The following is a 16,373-nucleotide window of genomic DNA, read 5'->3' on the forward strand; positions in this document are numbered from 1 at the left end:
TCATTGATGTGCCATGGTGTCGAAATAGGCTCTTACCTTCATTGCTCTGTCCAGTCCAATCAGTGTTGTTAACGTTTCTACCGAACTTTCACGGATTGCACGGATCGAACCAAAATGTTTTAACAACTTGGTAGCGGTAACTTTTCCAACACCAACTACGCCATCAAGCTCACTAACCAGACTTCCTTTGCTTCGCTTATCCCGGTGAAAAGTGATCGCAAATCTGTGCGCTTCATCGCGGATCTGTTGTATGAGTTTTAAGGATTCTGATCTTTTATCGATATACAAAGGCAGCGAATCTTCCGGAAAATAGATTTCTTCTAAACGTTTGGCAATACCTATAATCGGCACCTGACCATATATTCCTAAACTTTTGAGTGCATCACAAGCCGCACTCAACTGGCCTTTTCCACCATCGACAATGATTAGATCGGGAAGCGGTTCATTTTCTGCGATAACCCTCAAATATCTCCGGCCCACAATTTCGTTCATGGACGCAAAGTCATTGGGGCCAATTACTGTTTTAATATTGAAATGACGGTAATCCTTTTTAGACGCTTTCCCTTCCTTAAAACACACCATCGAAGCCACCGGATTTGTGCCCTGAATATTCGAGTTATCAAAACATTCAATGTGGCGGGGTAAAGTTTTAATTTGAAGATCAGCTTTCAATTTTATCAAAACCCGATCCTTTTTTGAAGAACTGGCTGAGTTTTCAACTTCTCTGCGCTCTGCTTTTTCACGGCGGAAATACATCACATTTTTCATGGACATATCCAGCAGTTTTTTCTTGTCACCAATTTGCGGAATCACCAGTTCCAGTTTTAATTCAAGATCCGGTTTTATATTGGAGATCAATTCTTTTGCTGCCGTGCCATATTTTTCACGCATTTCAACGATCATCATTGCCAATAGATCTTCATCCGTTTCATCAAGCTTTTTCTTGACTTCAAAAGTCTGCGTGGCAATCATGTATCCTTCGGTAATTTTCATAAAGTTCAGATAGGCAGATTCCTCATCTGAAACAATCGTAAGTACATCGACATTACCAATTTTAGGATTGATAACCGTGGCTTTGCTTTGAAAATTAGATAAATGCTCAATCTTGGTTTTCCACGAATGCGCCTGCTCAAAAGCCATTTGTTCAGCCGCTGCCAGCATTTTCTCCTTGAAATATTGCTGTGGCAATGTCAGGTTTCCTTTAAGCATGTGATGAATCTGCTCAACCTCAACATTATAATCAGATTCCGATTGCAAACCTTCGCAAGGACCCTTACAGTTACCAATATGATATTCCAGACAAACCTTAAACTTCCCAGCCTCAACATTTTCTTTGGACAAATGCAAATGGCAGGAACGGATCGTATACAGTGCCTTGAACATATCCAGCAGCGTATGCATGGACCGCAAATTGGCAAACGGACCGTAAAACGTCCCGCGTTTTTTATCCAGTTCGCGTGTTACATATACACGCGGAAAACGCTCGTCTGTAATACAGATGAATGGATATGTTTTATCGTCTTTTAAAAGAATATTAAATTTGGGCTGAAATTGTTTTATCAATTGGTTTTCCAACAATAAAGCATCCCATTCGGTATGTACAATCGTATATTCAATCCTGCGGATCTGACTGACCAGCCTTTTTGTTTTCCGGTCGTGCTGATTTGATTTTAAGAAATAACTTGAAACCCTGTTTCTCAGACTTTTTGCTTTTCCAACATAAATTACCTCCCCGGTATCGTCAAAATAACGGTAAACACCAGGATCAAAAGGAATTTTAGAAAGCTCCTCTTTGTAATTAAATTCGGACATGTATTATGGACTTTTTAAGCGAATGCGAAGTTTATTGATATCCAGAGCAGAATCATCAATTCCGGCTCTTGTTAAAAAACAACCTTACCAAATGAAAAGTTGCGTCACGTACCAGTGAATAAGCTTCCGTCTCCGCCTGCTGCAAATTCATAGGGCGATTTAAAACCGAAACGGCATAAGTTATTCCTGCGTTCTGGGTTTCTTCCGGCGATATCATGAGCGTGCCGCAAACAACAGCCAGCGGTACATTATTTTCCTGACAAAGATCTGCCAATCCTTTCACAACTTTTCCCTGCAAGGTTTGTTCATCAACTTTTCCTTCGCCAGTAATAACCAGATCAGCTTTTTGAACATGCTCAGCAATATTCGTTTGCTCCATGACAATACTGACACCTTCGCGAAGTTCTGCACTAAGAAACCAAAGCGCGCCCGCACCCAATCCACCGGCTGCGCCAGCACCCGGATTGAAGCTGATATCAGTACCAAAAGTTTCAGATGCTACTTTTGCAATATTTTTTAATCCATTATCTAATTGAGAAACCATCGCTACGTCTGCTCCCTTTTGCGGCCCGTAGACATAGGCTGCACCCGATTCTCCATATAGCGGATTGGTAACATCGCAGGCTACAATAAATTCCACCGACTTTAAAAGCGGATTGACATTTTCCATTTTGATGAATTTTATCGAAGAAAGATTTTCGCCGTTAGTCATCACTTCTTTGCTATTTTCATCCAAAAATTTATAGCCCAAAGCCGAAGCCATTCCAATTCCCGCTTCTGTTGTGGCACTTCCACCGATTCCCAGAATTATTTTTTTTACCCCTGAATTGATCGCATGCAAAATCAATTCCCCTGTTCCGTAGGTATTGGTTAGTAATGGATTTCTCTCTTCCGGTTTCAAAAGATTTAAACCCGAAGCTGCTGCCATTTCAATAAATGCTGTATTTCCATCACCAGACAGCCCATATTCCGCTTCAATATATCTTCCCAAAGGATCATGAACAACAGCCGTTACAAATTTACCTTTTGATTGTTCTGTCAAAATTCTTGTGGTCCCTTCGCCACCATCAGCCAGTGGAACCGAAATAATTTCAGCATCCGGATAAGCAAGGCGTATTCCTTCTGCCACAGATTGGCAAACCTCAGATGCTTCCAGAGAGCCACGAAATTTGTCAGGGGCAACAAGTATGTACACGGGAATTCAGTTTTGAATGGGTGAATGATAACATGTATGAATGGGGGTTTCCAAACACTACTGAATTAAAGAATCTCTTGGCTTTTGCTTACTCTAATTTTTAAAATGAGGTTCCTTCGTCATCTGATTTCGATGGCGGAATATACGTGTCGGTACTATCGGAAGCAACATTGCCACAATCCAGAACGAAGTTTTCCGGTTTCACAAAAGCACCTCTTCTGTACTGAATCAGCGTTTGGTCGTTGTATACCTTTTTCATGTATAAACCCCAGGCAGGCATCGCTGCACGTCCACCCTGCCCCAACTCAATGGTCCTGAAATGTATATTCATATCTTCTCCGCCAACCCAAATTCCGGATACCAGATTATGCGTCATTCCCATAAACCAGCTATCCGATTGATTGTTGGTTGTTCCTGTTTTTGCGGCAATTTCATTTCCGCTCGTTACACCATAAGAATGCAAACGTCCGGCAGTTCCACCTCTGTCTTCCACAGCTCCACGCATTAAATACAGCATTTCATAAGCAATGGAAGCCTGCAATTCCTGATTTTGTTTTTGATGAAATTCCTGTAAAACATTACCGTTCCGGTCCTCGATTCTTAAAATTGTCATAGCTTCCGACCGATATCCACCGTTAGCAAAAGCACAATAGGCATTGACCATTTCAAAAACAGAAACAGAACTTACACCCAACGCAAGAGATGGATACGGATCCAGTTTGCTCGTGATACCCAGCTTATGTGCATATTCCACTACCGTTTCCGGTTTTTCCATTTGAATAATAGCGGCACTGACAGAATTGACAGATTGACCCAATGCTTGTCTCAATGTGAGTGCCTGATTGGTATATTTCCCATTCGAATTCTGTGGATTATATTCATTTTCAGGAACTGGTGCGTCTACGATTTTATCGCAAGGCGTCAGGAAATTTTTGTCCAGAGCGGCAACATATACAAAAGGCTTGAAGGTAGAACCTGGCTGACGTGCTCCCTGCTTCACGTGATCGTATTTGAAATATTTGAAGTTTACGCCACCAACCCAAGCCTTGATTTCTCCGCTTCTCGGATCCATCGACATCATCCCGGCGTGTAAAAATCTTTTATAATACCGAATTGAATCCATCGGACTCATTGTTACTTCCTTTTCTCCATCATAAGAAAAAACCTTCATTTTGTAGGGTCGTTGCATTACTTTCCACGCTTCATCTTCACCAATTTCCGCTTTTAAAACTTTAAAGTAGGGCAAAGAGCGAACCGCCTTTTCAATAAATCCGGGAATTTCTTTTCCATTCTCATCTGCCCAGGGATTTCTGCCTTTCCAGTGCGCATCAAAAAGTTTTTGCTGCGTTTTCATATGCTCGTTCATTGCCTCTTCCTGATATTGCTGCAAACGGGAATCTATGGTTGTATAAATCCGCAAACCACTGGTATACAAATCATAATCAGTTCCGTTATCATCATTATATTGTTTGACCCAGGCTCTCATATAACCACGCATTGACTCCCTGAAATAAGGAGCAGGGCCTGTATTATGTCCATCGACGGTGAATCTCAAATCAAGTGGCTTATCTTTTAAACGCTCGAATTCATCCTCCGGCAGGTAATCATATTTTGACATTTGAGCCAAAACGGTATTTCTGCGGTTCGTAGCATTTACCGGAAATCTCAAAGGATTGTACAACGTAGGATTTTGAAGCATACCTACCAGCAACGCCGCCTGACTTACTTCAAGATCTGCTGGTTCCTTATCAAAATAGGTTTTTGAAGCAACTTTAATACCATAGGTGTTATTTCCAAACGAAACGGTATTCAGATACATCATCATGATTTCCCGTTTGGTATATTTCCTTTCCAGAGTAATGGACAATATCCACTCCTTGGTTTTGGCAATAACTGTTCTGATAAAAGGAATTTTACCAAGCAAGCCTTCAAATTTTTCTGAACGTGTTTGAAAAAGATTTTTGGCAACTTGTTGTGTCAAGGTACTTCCTCCACCTGAACTTGAATTTCCAAGTAAAACCCCTTTGGCAACCCGGAGCATACTTCTTGGATCAATACCAGAATGGCTCAAAAAACGGGCATCCTCAGTTGCTAGCAAAGCATCAGTTACATTTTTAGATACCTGGTCAAACTCTACCGGTGTACGGTTTTCGAAGAAATACTTTCCCAATGATTTTCCATCTTCCGAAATTAATTCAGAAGCAAGTTCACTTTTAGGATTTTCAAGGGTGATAAGATCAGGCATTCCGCCAAACAGCCATAAAAAATTAAAACTGACGGCAACTATATAAAGTATAAAAAGCCCCAGGCCCAATGCTGTAAACAACCACACGCGTATTATGCCGCGACGGTATTTCCCTGGCTGCAACTCAATCATAAAATAAAATTTCCTAAGTGATTATATTTAAAACAATGTTCCTTCGTCATCGGAACGGGAAGGTGGAATATAGGTATCTGTGCTGTCAGAAGCTACATTTCCACAATTTAGAACAAAATTTTCAGGTTTATTGAAAGCTCCTTTTTTATATTGGATCAATGTCGGATCGTCGTATATTTTTTTCATATACAAACCCCATGCCGGCATCGCAACGTGACCGCCCTGTCCGAGCTGCATGGTTCGGAAATGTATGGACATATCTTCACCGCCAACCCAGATTCCGGAAACAAGATGTTGTGTCATGCCCATAAACCATCCGTCAGAATAATTTTGAGAAGTTCCGGTTTTTGCTGCAATTTCATTTCCTTCCGTCACACCATAAGTTCTTAAACGACTGGCTGTTCCACCCGGATCTTCTACGGCACCGCGCATCAGATACAGCATACTATATGCCATATTCTCACTCAATTCCTGATTTTGTTTTTGATAAAATTGTTGCAAAACATTACCATTACGATCTTCAATTCTCAAAATCGACATCGCTTCGGTCCTGTGTCCGCCGTTTGCAAAAGAGCAATAAGCGTTTACCATTTCAAAAACAGTAACCGAACTAATACCAAGACAAAGGGAAGGTTTTGGATTTAATTTGCTCGTTATACCCAGTTTGTGAGCATATTCTACAACAGTATTCGGCTTCACCATTTTAATAATATTGGCACTTACCGAATTTACGGATTTCCCAAGTGCCTGTCTCAATGACAAAGGACGATAAGAAAATTTATTTCCCGAATTATGCGGTGTCCATCCTCCCGGAACACCATCCGAAAGTCCAAAATGAACCGGAGCATCCATGATACGGTCACAAGGTGTCAAAAAGTTTTTGTCCAAAGCGGAAACATAAACGAATGGTTTGAACGTAGAACCAGGTTGACGAGCCCCTTGTTTTACGTGGTCGTATTTGAAATATTTGAAGTTAATACCACCAACCCACGCCTTTATTTGTCCGTTTCGCGGATCCATCGACATCATTCCGGCATGTAAGAATCTTTTGTAATATCGCAGGGAATCAATCGGACTCATGGTCATTTCTTTTTCGCCATCGTAAGAAAAAACTTTCATTTTGTACGGACGACGCATTACTTTCCACGCTTCCTTTTCCCCTACTTCTTTTTTCAAAACATTGAAATAAGGCAAAGCCCTAACCGCTTTTTCAATAAATCCCGGGATCTCTTTTCCGTCTGGAGTAGCCCAGGGATTTCTGTCTTGCCAATGTGCATCAAAAAGCCTTTGCTGTGTACGCATATGCTCATTCAGCGCATCTTCCTGGTACTTTTGCATCCGGGAATCGATGGTGGTATAAATCCGAAGTCCGCTGGTATATAAATCCAGATCGGTTCCGTTTTCTTCGTTGAATTGTTTCACCCAGGCTTTCATATACCCACGCATGGATTCCCGGAAATAAGGCGCTAAACCTGTATTATGTCCATCAACAGTGAATTTCATTCCCAAGGACTTTTCTTTCAAAGTCTCAAATTTTTCTACTGGCAGATAATTGTATTTTACCATTTGTGCCAAAACGGTATTTCTACGATTCAGGGCATTGGTCGGAAATCTAAGCGGGTTATATAAAGTAGGATTTTGAAGCATCCCAACCAGAAGTGCGGCTTCACTTACGTTAACATCCCATGCATCCTTGTCAAAGTATGTTTTGGAAGCTACTTTAATTCCGTAGGTATTATTTCCAAAAGATACCGTATTCAGGTACATCATCATGATTTCCCTTTTGGTATATTTCCTTTCCAAAACAACGGACAAAATCCATTCTTTGGTTTTTGCAATAACTGTTCGCACCAGAGGAATTTTACCCAAAATACCTTCATATTTTTCAGAACGGGTTTGGAAAAGGTTTTTTGCAACCTGTTGTGTTAGCGTACTTCCTCCACCGGAACTGGAACTTCCGGAAACAACTCCTTTGAATACACGGGCCAGACTTCTCGGATCTATACCGGAATGATTGACAAATCGTGCATCCTCAGTAGCAACCAGCGCTTCGATAAGATTGGGTGAAATCTGGTCAAACTCAATCGGTGTGCGGTTTTCAAAAAAGTATTTTCCCAAAGATTTTCCATCTTCAGAAATCAGTTCAGACGCAAGTTCACTTTTAGGATTTTCGAGTGTTTTAAGATCAGGCATTCCACCGAAAAGCCATAATAAATTTATGCTGACGGAGAAAATGTAAAATATAAAAAGACCCAGGCCAATTGCAGCAAATTTCCAAAGGCGGACAATGCTGCGACGATATTTTCCTGGCTGCAATTCAATCATATGTGGGGATAATTTATTTGTAAATCGTATTTAAACGGATCAATCAGGTCAACAAAGATACAATTTCCATGAATTATCTCTTCCCAACTGAAATTTCCCGAGATTCCTGCATTTCTTTAAGTCTTGGCAAATACATGCTGCCGGGATACAAACGAACAAACTCGTTAATAGCTTGCAGATAGGCCTCCCGTCCTCTGACTTTGCCCACTAAAAATACTCTGAGCAGTGCAAATTTATCTTCCAGCATACTTCCTTTATAAGCCGGCAAATCTGCTTCAATTTCTTCCAGGGCTTTGGTGAAATTCCCATCTGCATATAACTGATAAGCGCTTTCATACGCCTTCACAGGATTGTTTCTGTTTTTATCATCGCCGGTTCCATTACTAACAGACTTATTAATTAACCGGGCATAGGTTGAATTTGGAAACTCTGAGGTCAGTTTGTCTTTCCAGACAATACGGTTATTGTCTTCCTCAGCCAAGGTCAGGTACATCAGATAATAGATTTCTTCCCTGTATTGCGTTTTTGGATATTCTGTTAAAACCCTGTTAAAAGTTGCCACAGCCCGATCTGGTTCTTTTAGATCAAACCGGTATATTTTACCAAGATTATATAATGCGTCCTCTTTCTTTTTTTGAGAAACCGTAAAACTAGAATCTGTTAAAGGAATATTCTTTTTAAGATTGTCGTGTCTCGCCTGCCATAATGCAGTACCTTTTGTCATGACGGGTTCAGCGGCAACAGCCGGCAGTCCGTTGCCATTGGAAGTACTATCGGCGGGGTTACCACTTCTGGATGCTATGGAAGATACTTGCTTAGTACTTCTGCGCCAGTCATCTTCAAGCGTCCGGTTTCCCCAAACTCTTCGGAATTCAATTTTCCCCTGGTTAATCATAGCGGGATCGTACAATTCCCAACGTCTGTCAGTGCTATTCGGAATGGATCCGCCCGGACTTAAATTGATCTGGTTATTTGCGGCCATCTGTGCTGCTTTAAGACGTTTCTCATCTTCAATCCTGGCCTTTTCCTGCTCTTCAATAATATTGTCGATTTTATCATCCAGCGCCTTTGGATTCATTTGCGACAGAATCTGCAAGCTGTCCTCCATTTTTACTATGGTTAGCTGCGTGACAAAATTATCAAGTGCCAGTTTACGATCCGAAACTACTCGATATTCCTGGGCATCTTTTGGAAGAATAATTAGAGCACTGTCATAATAAGCTTTCGCCAGTTCATATCTTTCCAGGGCATCATAATGGATACGTGCAAGCTGTAAATAAGTGTATGCTTTTTGAACATTATTTTTGCCAGACGCCAAAGAGGCCGATTTTTGCAAATATTTTACGGCTTCGGGTAATTGCTTTCTATGTTCGGCCAAAAGTCCCATTGTAAAATAGATCCTGTCACGAAGATCATTGTTTTTTCTGTCACGCAGCATTTTGTCAAAACCAACCGATGAAACATCAGTTTTTGGATCAATAATAACCTGGTTTTGTAATGAATTCATGGAAGAATAAAACCCCAGATCATAATCCGGACGATTTTTGCTGACGCTTTTGTAATGTTTATTTGCCAAAACAAATTGTCCGAGCCGATCATACATTTGGCCCGCGGCAAAGTGTACTCTTGCCGTTTCTATGTTTTTACTTAACAGCGGAAACGTTTCTTCCAAAATCGCAACCGAGGTGAGATATTCACCATTTTGCTGATGCAAATAGGCTTTCGTCAAATAAAAATCCTTGGTCGCATCTTTGGTTAAAGTCTGCTGGCTAAGATATTCTGCAACACCAAGAGCGTTGGAATAATCTTTCCGGCTTATATAGGCACGCATCAAAACGATCAATGCATTATTTTTGTCGTTTTCATCTTTTCCGTTTGCATACACATAACGTAACGCTTCCAGACCATCCGCCCACTGGCCTAGATACAAACGGGATTTTCCAAGGATAATGTAGCTGTTGTCAACCCATTTACTATTCTGGTGTTTTTCAGCAACGATAGAAGTTTTCTTCACGGCATCCAGCAATTGAGGTTTTACCGGAATTGCCAGAATCGAATCCAGAGGCAATAAAATTGGTATCAGCTGATTATAATCTTCCTTAAAAGCTGCCCGCATAGCGAATTCTGCTTCCTGCAAATCCTGTTCAGCAATGAAATAGGCGTTGTAATGAGACGAAACATTATGAAAGTTTACAGCGGCCGGGCGGGAGCTGTACTGAGAACACCCTATCAGCAAGCACACAAACAATAAACTGAAGACTATTGTTTGAATAAAACGGGGTAGTGTATGAGTCACAAATAAAGACTTTAGGGATGATATTTTATCTTTTCCGGGCAAAACTAAAACGGTATTTTACCTAATAACGTATCGAAGATAATGCCATTTACAAAATTAGAAGCAACTTTACCTATAAATTCTACAAAAACGAATATGGAAGAGGATAAAAACGAATGGAAAAAACAGGAAAACAAACCTTTTTCAAACAAGGGAAATTCCGAAAAAACGCCTTCAAATTTCCTCCGCTACTCAGGAATGGCCATGCAGATGCTGGGTACAATACTCGTTTTTACGTATGCCGGTTACAAACTTGATCAGTGGCAAATGAACAAAACGCCTGTCTGGACGCTTGTATTATCACTTACTTCCATTGCCGCATCTTTGTACTTATTAATACGCAGCATGCCCAAGGTGAAATAATTTTTGTCACCAGTTACCTACCATTTACTTACAGTCAAAATTACCACAATCAGTTCACATGTTACGAAGCATTATAGCCTCCATTATTTTAGCAATTGCATTATTTCTAGTACAGCGTTTTGTCAATGCTGCCTGGATACATCCTTATATATGGTACATCCTGACCTTCTTTGTACTGCTGTCATTTCTCATCCACAGGCTGATGGAATACGGCCTGAAAAACAACCGTGAAAAATTTGTGCCGTTTTACCTTTCTACAATAGTCGGACGCTTAATCCTGAGTATAATCTTTATTGCCGTATTTTTATATTCGGGGTTAACTAATTCATTTACATTCATTATCAACTTTTTTGCACTGTATTTATTTTACACATGCTTTGAAATATATGGTTTGTATTGTAACTTGCGCCGCGATTGACAAAGCATAGTATTTCAAGCATTTATGTATACGCCTTTAAGACTCTTTATAACGACTGCCCTAGTAGCGGCAACCTGCTTTTTTAACCTTCCGGCGCAAGCTCAGGAATCGGCTCAACATGAACCGAATCCGATTGCAGATACTGTGAATCAGGAAGAGCACGAAATAGAACATAATCTGGAAGAGTCCGAACAGAAATTTAATATCGGACAGATGATCATGCACCACATTGCAGATTCCCACGAGTGGGAATTTTCGCATGGCATTGCTATTCCTCTTCCTGTAATTCTTTATTCTGCTGATCGCGGAATTGAATTATTCTCATCTTCAAATTTCCACAATGAGCACCATGAATATAATGGCTATCACTTAGTTCACGGAGATTCTGAAACGATTGAGCCTGTTGACCACGAGCGTAAGATCTATGATTTTTCAATTACGAAAAATGTAGCTTCTATGATGCTTAGCGCAATCATTCTGGTTCTTATTTTCACAAGCATTGGTAAAGCTTACCAACGTAATGTAGGAAAAGCACCGAAAGGATTTCAGTCTGCAATGGAAATCGTAATCCTTTTCATTCGTGACGATGTTGTTAAACCAAATGTTGGCCCTAACTACGAAAAATACCTTCCATATCTTTTGACATTGTTTTTCTTTATTCTTGTCAATAATATTTTAGGTCTTCTTCCTGGTGCAGCAAACGTTACGGGTAACATTGCTATTACAATGACTCTTGCAGTGATCACGTTCATCATTGTTCATATCAATGCCAACAAAAACTATTACAAACACCTTGTAAGTCCTCCGGGTGTTCCTGCTCCGTTGTTGCTTATTATGATCCCTGTTGAGGTTGTTGGTGTATTCATGAAGCCGTTCTCATTAATGGTTCGTCTTTTTGCTAACATGACAGCCGGTCACATTATTCTTTTAAGTCTTTTTGGATTGATCTTTATTTTCCAGAGCATGTTTATTGCTCCGGTGATATCCTTATTTGCCTTGTTCCTCAACTTCATCGAAATCATGGTGGCGTTTATCCAGGCATTTATTTTTACCCTGTTATCGTCTATGTACATCGGCAGTGCTATTGAAGAGCATGGCCATGCAGATCACGGACATTGATTTTTAATCTCTTTTTTTATTAATTATATTTTAAAACAAACACAATTATGTTGCTTCAAATTTTGCTTCAGGCTACAGAACAAGGTGGTGCAGGTTTAGCTGTTTTCGGTGCTGCTATCGGTGCTGGCCTTGCTGCTATCGGTGCTGGTCTTGGTATCGGTAAAATTGGTGGTTCTGCAATGGAAGGTATCGCTCGTCAGCCAGAAGCTGCTGGTGCTATCCAAACTGCAATGCTTATCATTGCTGCTCTTATCGAAGCGGTAGCGTTGTTCGCAGCGGTTATCTGTCTGCTTATCTCGTTCAAGCTTTAGTAACGAATTTGGGATTTACCTCCCGGCTGTATCTTCTCGCGCATTAGGCCTGGAAGTTGGCAAAAAAAATTCCCGTGGAAGCAATAGGCTTCCACGGATTTTATCAAAAAAGAGAGTGCTTTGAAGGAATTGTTATTATAACCTGAACTTCGCATTTAAAGATTTTACAACTCACAAAACTCAGATATTATGTCATTGCTTACTCCAAACCCAGGTCTTATTTTCTGGATGCTGGTGGTATTTTTACTGGTAGTTTTCATTCTTGCGAAATTCGCATGGAAACCAATCATTAAAGGCTTAAAAGATCGTGAAAACGAAATTCAGGGTGCTTTGGATCTTGCAGAAAGAACCAAATCTGAAATGGTTAAACTGAAAGCTGATAACGAAAAACTGATCATTGAAGCCAATGCCGTTCGTGACCGTATTCTTCGTGACGCAAAAGAAGCTTCTGACCGTATGATCGCTGAGTCGAAAGACAGAGCAGTTGTTGAAGGCCAGAAAATGATTGAAAGTGCACGTGATACAATTCGTAACGAACAACATGCTGCGATCTCAAAAATGCGTAAGGAAGTTGCCGTTTTATCTCTTCAAATCGCTGAACAAGTATTGCACCGCGAATTGAAAGATAAAGAATCTCAGGAAAAACTGATTTCAGATCTTGCATCATCTGCTCGCATGAACTAATTCGTTAAGAAGAGGTAAGGTTCATTTCATTCAAAATTAATTAATTCCCTATGTCAGTAGGTATAGTTGCCGCCAGATACGCCAAGTCACTTATCGAGCTGGCAAAAGAAAAAAATGTTGTTGAAGCTGTTTACTCGGATATGAAATTATTCCTGGATACTGCTCAACAAAACCGTGGGTTGATGCTGGCACTTAAAAGTCCGGTAGTTCGTCACGAAAAGAAACTGGCTATTTTGAAAGCAATATTTTTCGAAAGAGTGAACCCTGTTTCTTATTCCATTTTTACGATCATTACAAAAAAGAACCGGGAGTCAATTCTTGATGCGATTGCCGAGGAATTTATAACGGCATATGATGAATACCGAGGTATTCAAAAAGCAACTGTGATCACAACAACTCCTTTAACTGAGGAATTGCGTAAACAGTTTAATAAAATTGTGGCAGACGCCACTGGCAAAACGGTTGAGCTGGAAGAAAAAGTGGATCCTGCACTAATCGGTGGCTATTTACTTCGCGTAAACGACCGTCAGATTGATGCTTCTCTTAGAAGCCGCCTGAACGAATTGAAATTGGAATTTGCCAATTAAAAATTTTTATCTGTATAATTAGAAAGACCCGGTTGCTATGCGGCCGGGTCTTCTTTTTTGATAACTTGTTCAGTTAAAAACTATACTTTCATTTTGACAAGATTACCATAACTGATCGCAATGGCTTCAAGCGGTGGTCTTTTACAAACATCCTGCTCTACAAAGAAATGAGTCATTCCGGCTGTTTTTCTTGCTGCAAAGATTTTAGCAAAATCAATTGATCCTGTACCAACTTCTGCAAAAGCCTTATCCGGCCCTTTTTCCATGTCTTTTACATGCCATAAAGGGAAACGTCCAGGATGTTGTTTAAACAGCTCAACAGGATCTAATCCGGCTCTTACTGCCCAGTATAAATCAAGTTCAAGCTTAACCAGAGAAACATCCGTATCTTTTGTGATGATATCGTAAGGCAATTGTCCGTCTAGTTTTTGAAATTCAAAATCATGATTATGGTAACCAAACTGAATTCCAGCCGCTTTACATGTTTCGCCACATTTATTAAAAAGTACAGCGTATTTTTTATAATCCTCGATCGATTTACGTTCTTCCGGTGTCAAATAGGCACACATCATGTATTTCTGACCTAGTTCTGCCGAATCATCCACAGCACGTTTCCAATCGTTAGATAAAGTACCTTTTTTGTCAGGAGCTGCAATACCTGCACCATAATGACCACTTACAGCACTTAGCCCAAGACCGCTCAATAAAGATTTGAATTCCTTAGGCGTTTTACCAAAGAATTTTCCATCCGAATAGCCAAATGTCTCAACTTCCTTATAGCCAATTTCCGAAACTTTTTTTAATGTTCCTTCAAGATCTTTGCCAAGCGCATCTCTCAATGTATAAAGCTGTAAACCAATTTTAGACGATGCCTTTGCCATCGAAGGCAATTGCGAAATCAAAGGAAGTGAAAGTGCCAGTGCACCAGTCCGTAGAAATGATTTCCGGGAAATTTTTTGGTTAAAATCCATGGTAGTGGAATACAAAAGATAAATTAAAACTAAGTACTATTTTGAAATTGTAATAACGCCGGATTTGGTTAAAGTTGTAAGAACAGAATCCGGCAATCTCCATTCTTGTGTGAAATATCCTTCGGTTATAATATTTTTTGATGAATCTTTAAAAAACAATAGATCTTTGAATTCAGGCAAACTCCTATGCGTTGCCGGCACAAAAGGAAATCCCTGATCCACTACTCCGACCCACCATGGCAAGCCAGAACTAATTGCTACATAATGTTTGTCAACCGGAAATACATATAACAAACCGTATTCTTTGGTTGCAGGATTCAGGTGAACCGGCAATTTATCAGCATATTTATTTACTACGGAATTGGTCTCTTTTGTACCAAACAAAATGAGATTACAATTTTCTAAATCACTCGCTCTAACTTCTGTATCGGCTAGAACTCTTGGAAAAAACATTACTCTTCCCAAAAAAGGGCCACGATAAACCGACCAGTTCGCAGCTTCGTTCGCCATATCCAGACGTCTTTTCAATTCTTCCGCCGAAGGATTATCAGCAGTTCCGTAAACATACACATGACGGCTTGAAAAAGCATCGAAAATAGGTCCTTCACTGCCATTTTTCTTTTCCACAACATTGGTTACAGGTCCCTTACTTATCGTCCAGGAATTCCCTTTTCTGATAAAAGAAATAGTACTGTCAACTTTGCTGCTCAGTGCGACACCGTCAATCGTAAATGCAACAGGCTGATTACTGATAAATTTGGCGTGACCTTTCAGATTCAATGTAAAGCCGTCAAGATCTTTTGTTTTAACTTCTAACGTATTCGATCTTTTAAAACTGGCAGTAATGTCCGATAATATTCCACTTCTCATTTTATCAAACTGAACCCAGTATGCTTTATTGTATTTATAAAATTTACTGGAAAATTTAACCTCGTTAGGAAATGGATTTCTGACCTGATTGAACCAGCCAAAAATAAATTCATCGTCGTAAGCATTTACCCAGCTGTCGTGTTTTACATCAACAAATTCCTTATAAGTAACTTCTACACCGAGATCCTGCATTTGAGAAACCCAGTTTCTGGTACTTTCTACGGGAACCACCGGATCTTTGTCTCCATGAAAAAAATGAACCGGATAATTACTCGCATTTCCCGCCAAATCAATGGTACCGGCCGGAGGTGCTGCACAAACCGGTGCAATAGCTGCCCAAATGTCAGGCCTGGTCAAACCTATCCACAATGTACCACCACCACCCATTGACAGACCCGTTAGATACGTCCGGTTCTCATCTACGTTAAAACGTTTTTTAACATCTGCCAAAACATCATAAACATCCAGTTCTGGTATACCCTGGTAACCTGATGTTCCTCTTGCCAAAGGCGTTGCTACAATATATTCTACATCTTCCCACTCCTGGAAATACCGACTGGCTTCAACATCCGTCTCATCAGTAGCATTAGTTTTTCCAAAAACCCGTTTTAATGCCAACCTGTGATTAGAACCTGCACCATGTAACATCATGACAAGAGGATACTTTTTGGCAGGATCATAATTTTTGGGAATATAAATTCCGTAAGGCTGCTCAGTATCATCCGCCGATGAAAAAAAACTAAGTACCTGAGGTCCCGAAGCAAGTTTTTGAGCGATAGAATTATTTTGGCTCAGCAGTATGATAAAGACGAAACTAAAAGCAGACAGACAATTATTTATTTTCATTTCGTATAATTAAATCTAACAAAGCTTAAATATAAACTAAATCATAATTTTCTCTCCTTATTTTAAGAATTGATTTTAACAATACCGCAAAGTCTCGAAAAAGGACATAAAAAAAGGCCAAATTGAATAACAATCTGACCTTTTCTAAAATATAATTTTC

12 protein-coding genes are annotated in these 16,373 nt (G+C 40.1%); 5 read left to right on the forward strand and 7 right to left on the reverse strand.

The genetic code is table 11. The features are described 5' to 3' along the window. The 5 genes from uvrC to FZF08_RS16530 form a co-directional block, all read right to left on the reverse strand. The gene (gene uvrC, locus FZF08_RS16510) at positions 1 to 1,812 is read right to left on the reverse strand and encodes an excinuclease ABC subunit UvrC (protein WP_159470710.1); all 1,812 of its coding nucleotides are present in this window, start codon (positions 1,810 to 1,812) and stop codon (positions 1 to 3) included. 55 nt (positions 1,813 to 1,867) lie between these two features. Continuing rightward, positions 1,868 to 3,007: a glycerate kinase gene (locus tag FZF08_RS16515; protein WP_159470712.1), complete on the reverse strand. Its 1,140-nt coding sequence runs from the start codon at positions 3,005 to 3,007 to the stop codon at positions 1,868 to 1,870. Positions 3,008 to 3,107: 100 nt separating this feature from the next. Continuing rightward, positions 3,108 to 5,384, reverse strand: a complete 2,277-nt coding sequence (locus FZF08_RS16520; RefSeq protein ID WP_159470714.1) for a transglycosylase domain-containing protein — start codon at positions 5,382 to 5,384, stop codon at positions 3,108 to 3,110. 27 nt (positions 5,385 to 5,411) lie between these two features. Further along, entirely contained in the window at positions 5,412 to 7,709 is a 2,298-nt protein-coding gene (locus FZF08_RS16525; protein WP_159470716.1) for a transglycosylase domain-containing protein, read from the reverse strand. Between the two features lie 73 nt (positions 7,710 to 7,782). Beyond that, the gene (locus tag FZF08_RS16530) at positions 7,783 to 9,951 is read right to left on the reverse strand and encodes a tetratricopeptide repeat protein (RefSeq protein ID WP_229216569.1); all 2,169 of its coding nucleotides are present in this window, start codon (positions 9,949 to 9,951) and stop codon (positions 7,783 to 7,785) included. A 135-nt stretch (positions 9,952 to 10,086) separates the two neighbouring features. Between FZF08_RS16530 and FZF08_RS16535 the strand changes: the two genes are divergently transcribed. From FZF08_RS16535 to atpH, 5 genes are all read left to right on the forward strand, one after another. Next, positions 10,087 to 10,407, forward strand: coding sequence for an AtpZ/AtpI family protein (locus tag FZF08_RS16535; protein ID WP_310590599.1), 321 nt, complete (start codon positions 10,087 to 10,089; stop codon positions 10,405 to 10,407). 442 nt (positions 10,408 to 10,849) lie between these two features. Further along, positions 10,850 to 11,944 carry a F0F1 ATP synthase subunit A gene (gene atpB, locus FZF08_RS16540; RefSeq protein ID WP_159470720.1) on the forward strand — a complete coding sequence of 365 codons (1,095 nt, stop codon included), beginning with the start codon at positions 10,850 to 10,852 and terminating at the stop codon, positions 11,942 to 11,944. A gap of 47 nt (positions 11,945 to 11,991) precedes the next feature. Then, positions 11,992 to 12,255 (forward strand): ATP synthase F0 subunit C, encoded by a 264-nt coding sequence (gene atpE, locus FZF08_RS16545; RefSeq protein ID WP_090335138.1) that lies wholly within the window; start codon positions 11,992 to 11,994, stop codon positions 12,253 to 12,255. A gap of 189 nt (positions 12,256 to 12,444) precedes the next feature. Further along, the gene (gene atpF / locus FZF08_RS16550; protein WP_229216570.1) at positions 12,445 to 12,939 is read left to right on the forward strand and encodes a F0F1 ATP synthase subunit B; all 495 of its coding nucleotides are present in this window, start codon (positions 12,445 to 12,447) and stop codon (positions 12,937 to 12,939) included. A 50-nt stretch (positions 12,940 to 12,989) separates the two neighbouring features. Further along, positions 12,990 to 13,526, forward strand: a complete 537-nt coding sequence (atpH, locus tag FZF08_RS16555; protein WP_159470722.1) for an ATP synthase F1 subunit delta — start codon at positions 12,990 to 12,992, stop codon at positions 13,524 to 13,526. An 80-nt stretch (positions 13,527 to 13,606) separates the two neighbouring features. Here atpH and FZF08_RS16560 read toward each other — a convergent pair whose 3' ends face one another. Together FZF08_RS16560 and FZF08_RS16565 are read right to left on the reverse strand one after the other, a co-directional pair. Then, complete coding sequence (locus FZF08_RS16560; protein ID WP_159470724.1) at positions 13,607 to 14,497, reverse strand: sugar phosphate isomerase/epimerase; 891 nt, start codon at positions 14,495 to 14,497, stop codon at positions 13,607 to 13,609. 36 nt (positions 14,498 to 14,533) lie between these two features. Continuing rightward, a complete protein-coding gene (locus tag FZF08_RS16565) occupies positions 14,534 to 16,213 on the reverse strand; it encodes an alpha/beta hydrolase-fold protein (RefSeq protein WP_159470726.1) in 1,680 nt (559 codons plus the stop codon). Positions 16,214 to 16,373 lie beyond the last annotated feature (160 nt).

The sequence above is a fragment of the Dyadobacter sp. 3J3 genome (assembly GCF_009801115.1).
Classification (GTDB): domain Bacteria; phylum Bacteroidota; class Bacteroidia; order Cytophagales; family Spirosomataceae; genus Dyadobacter.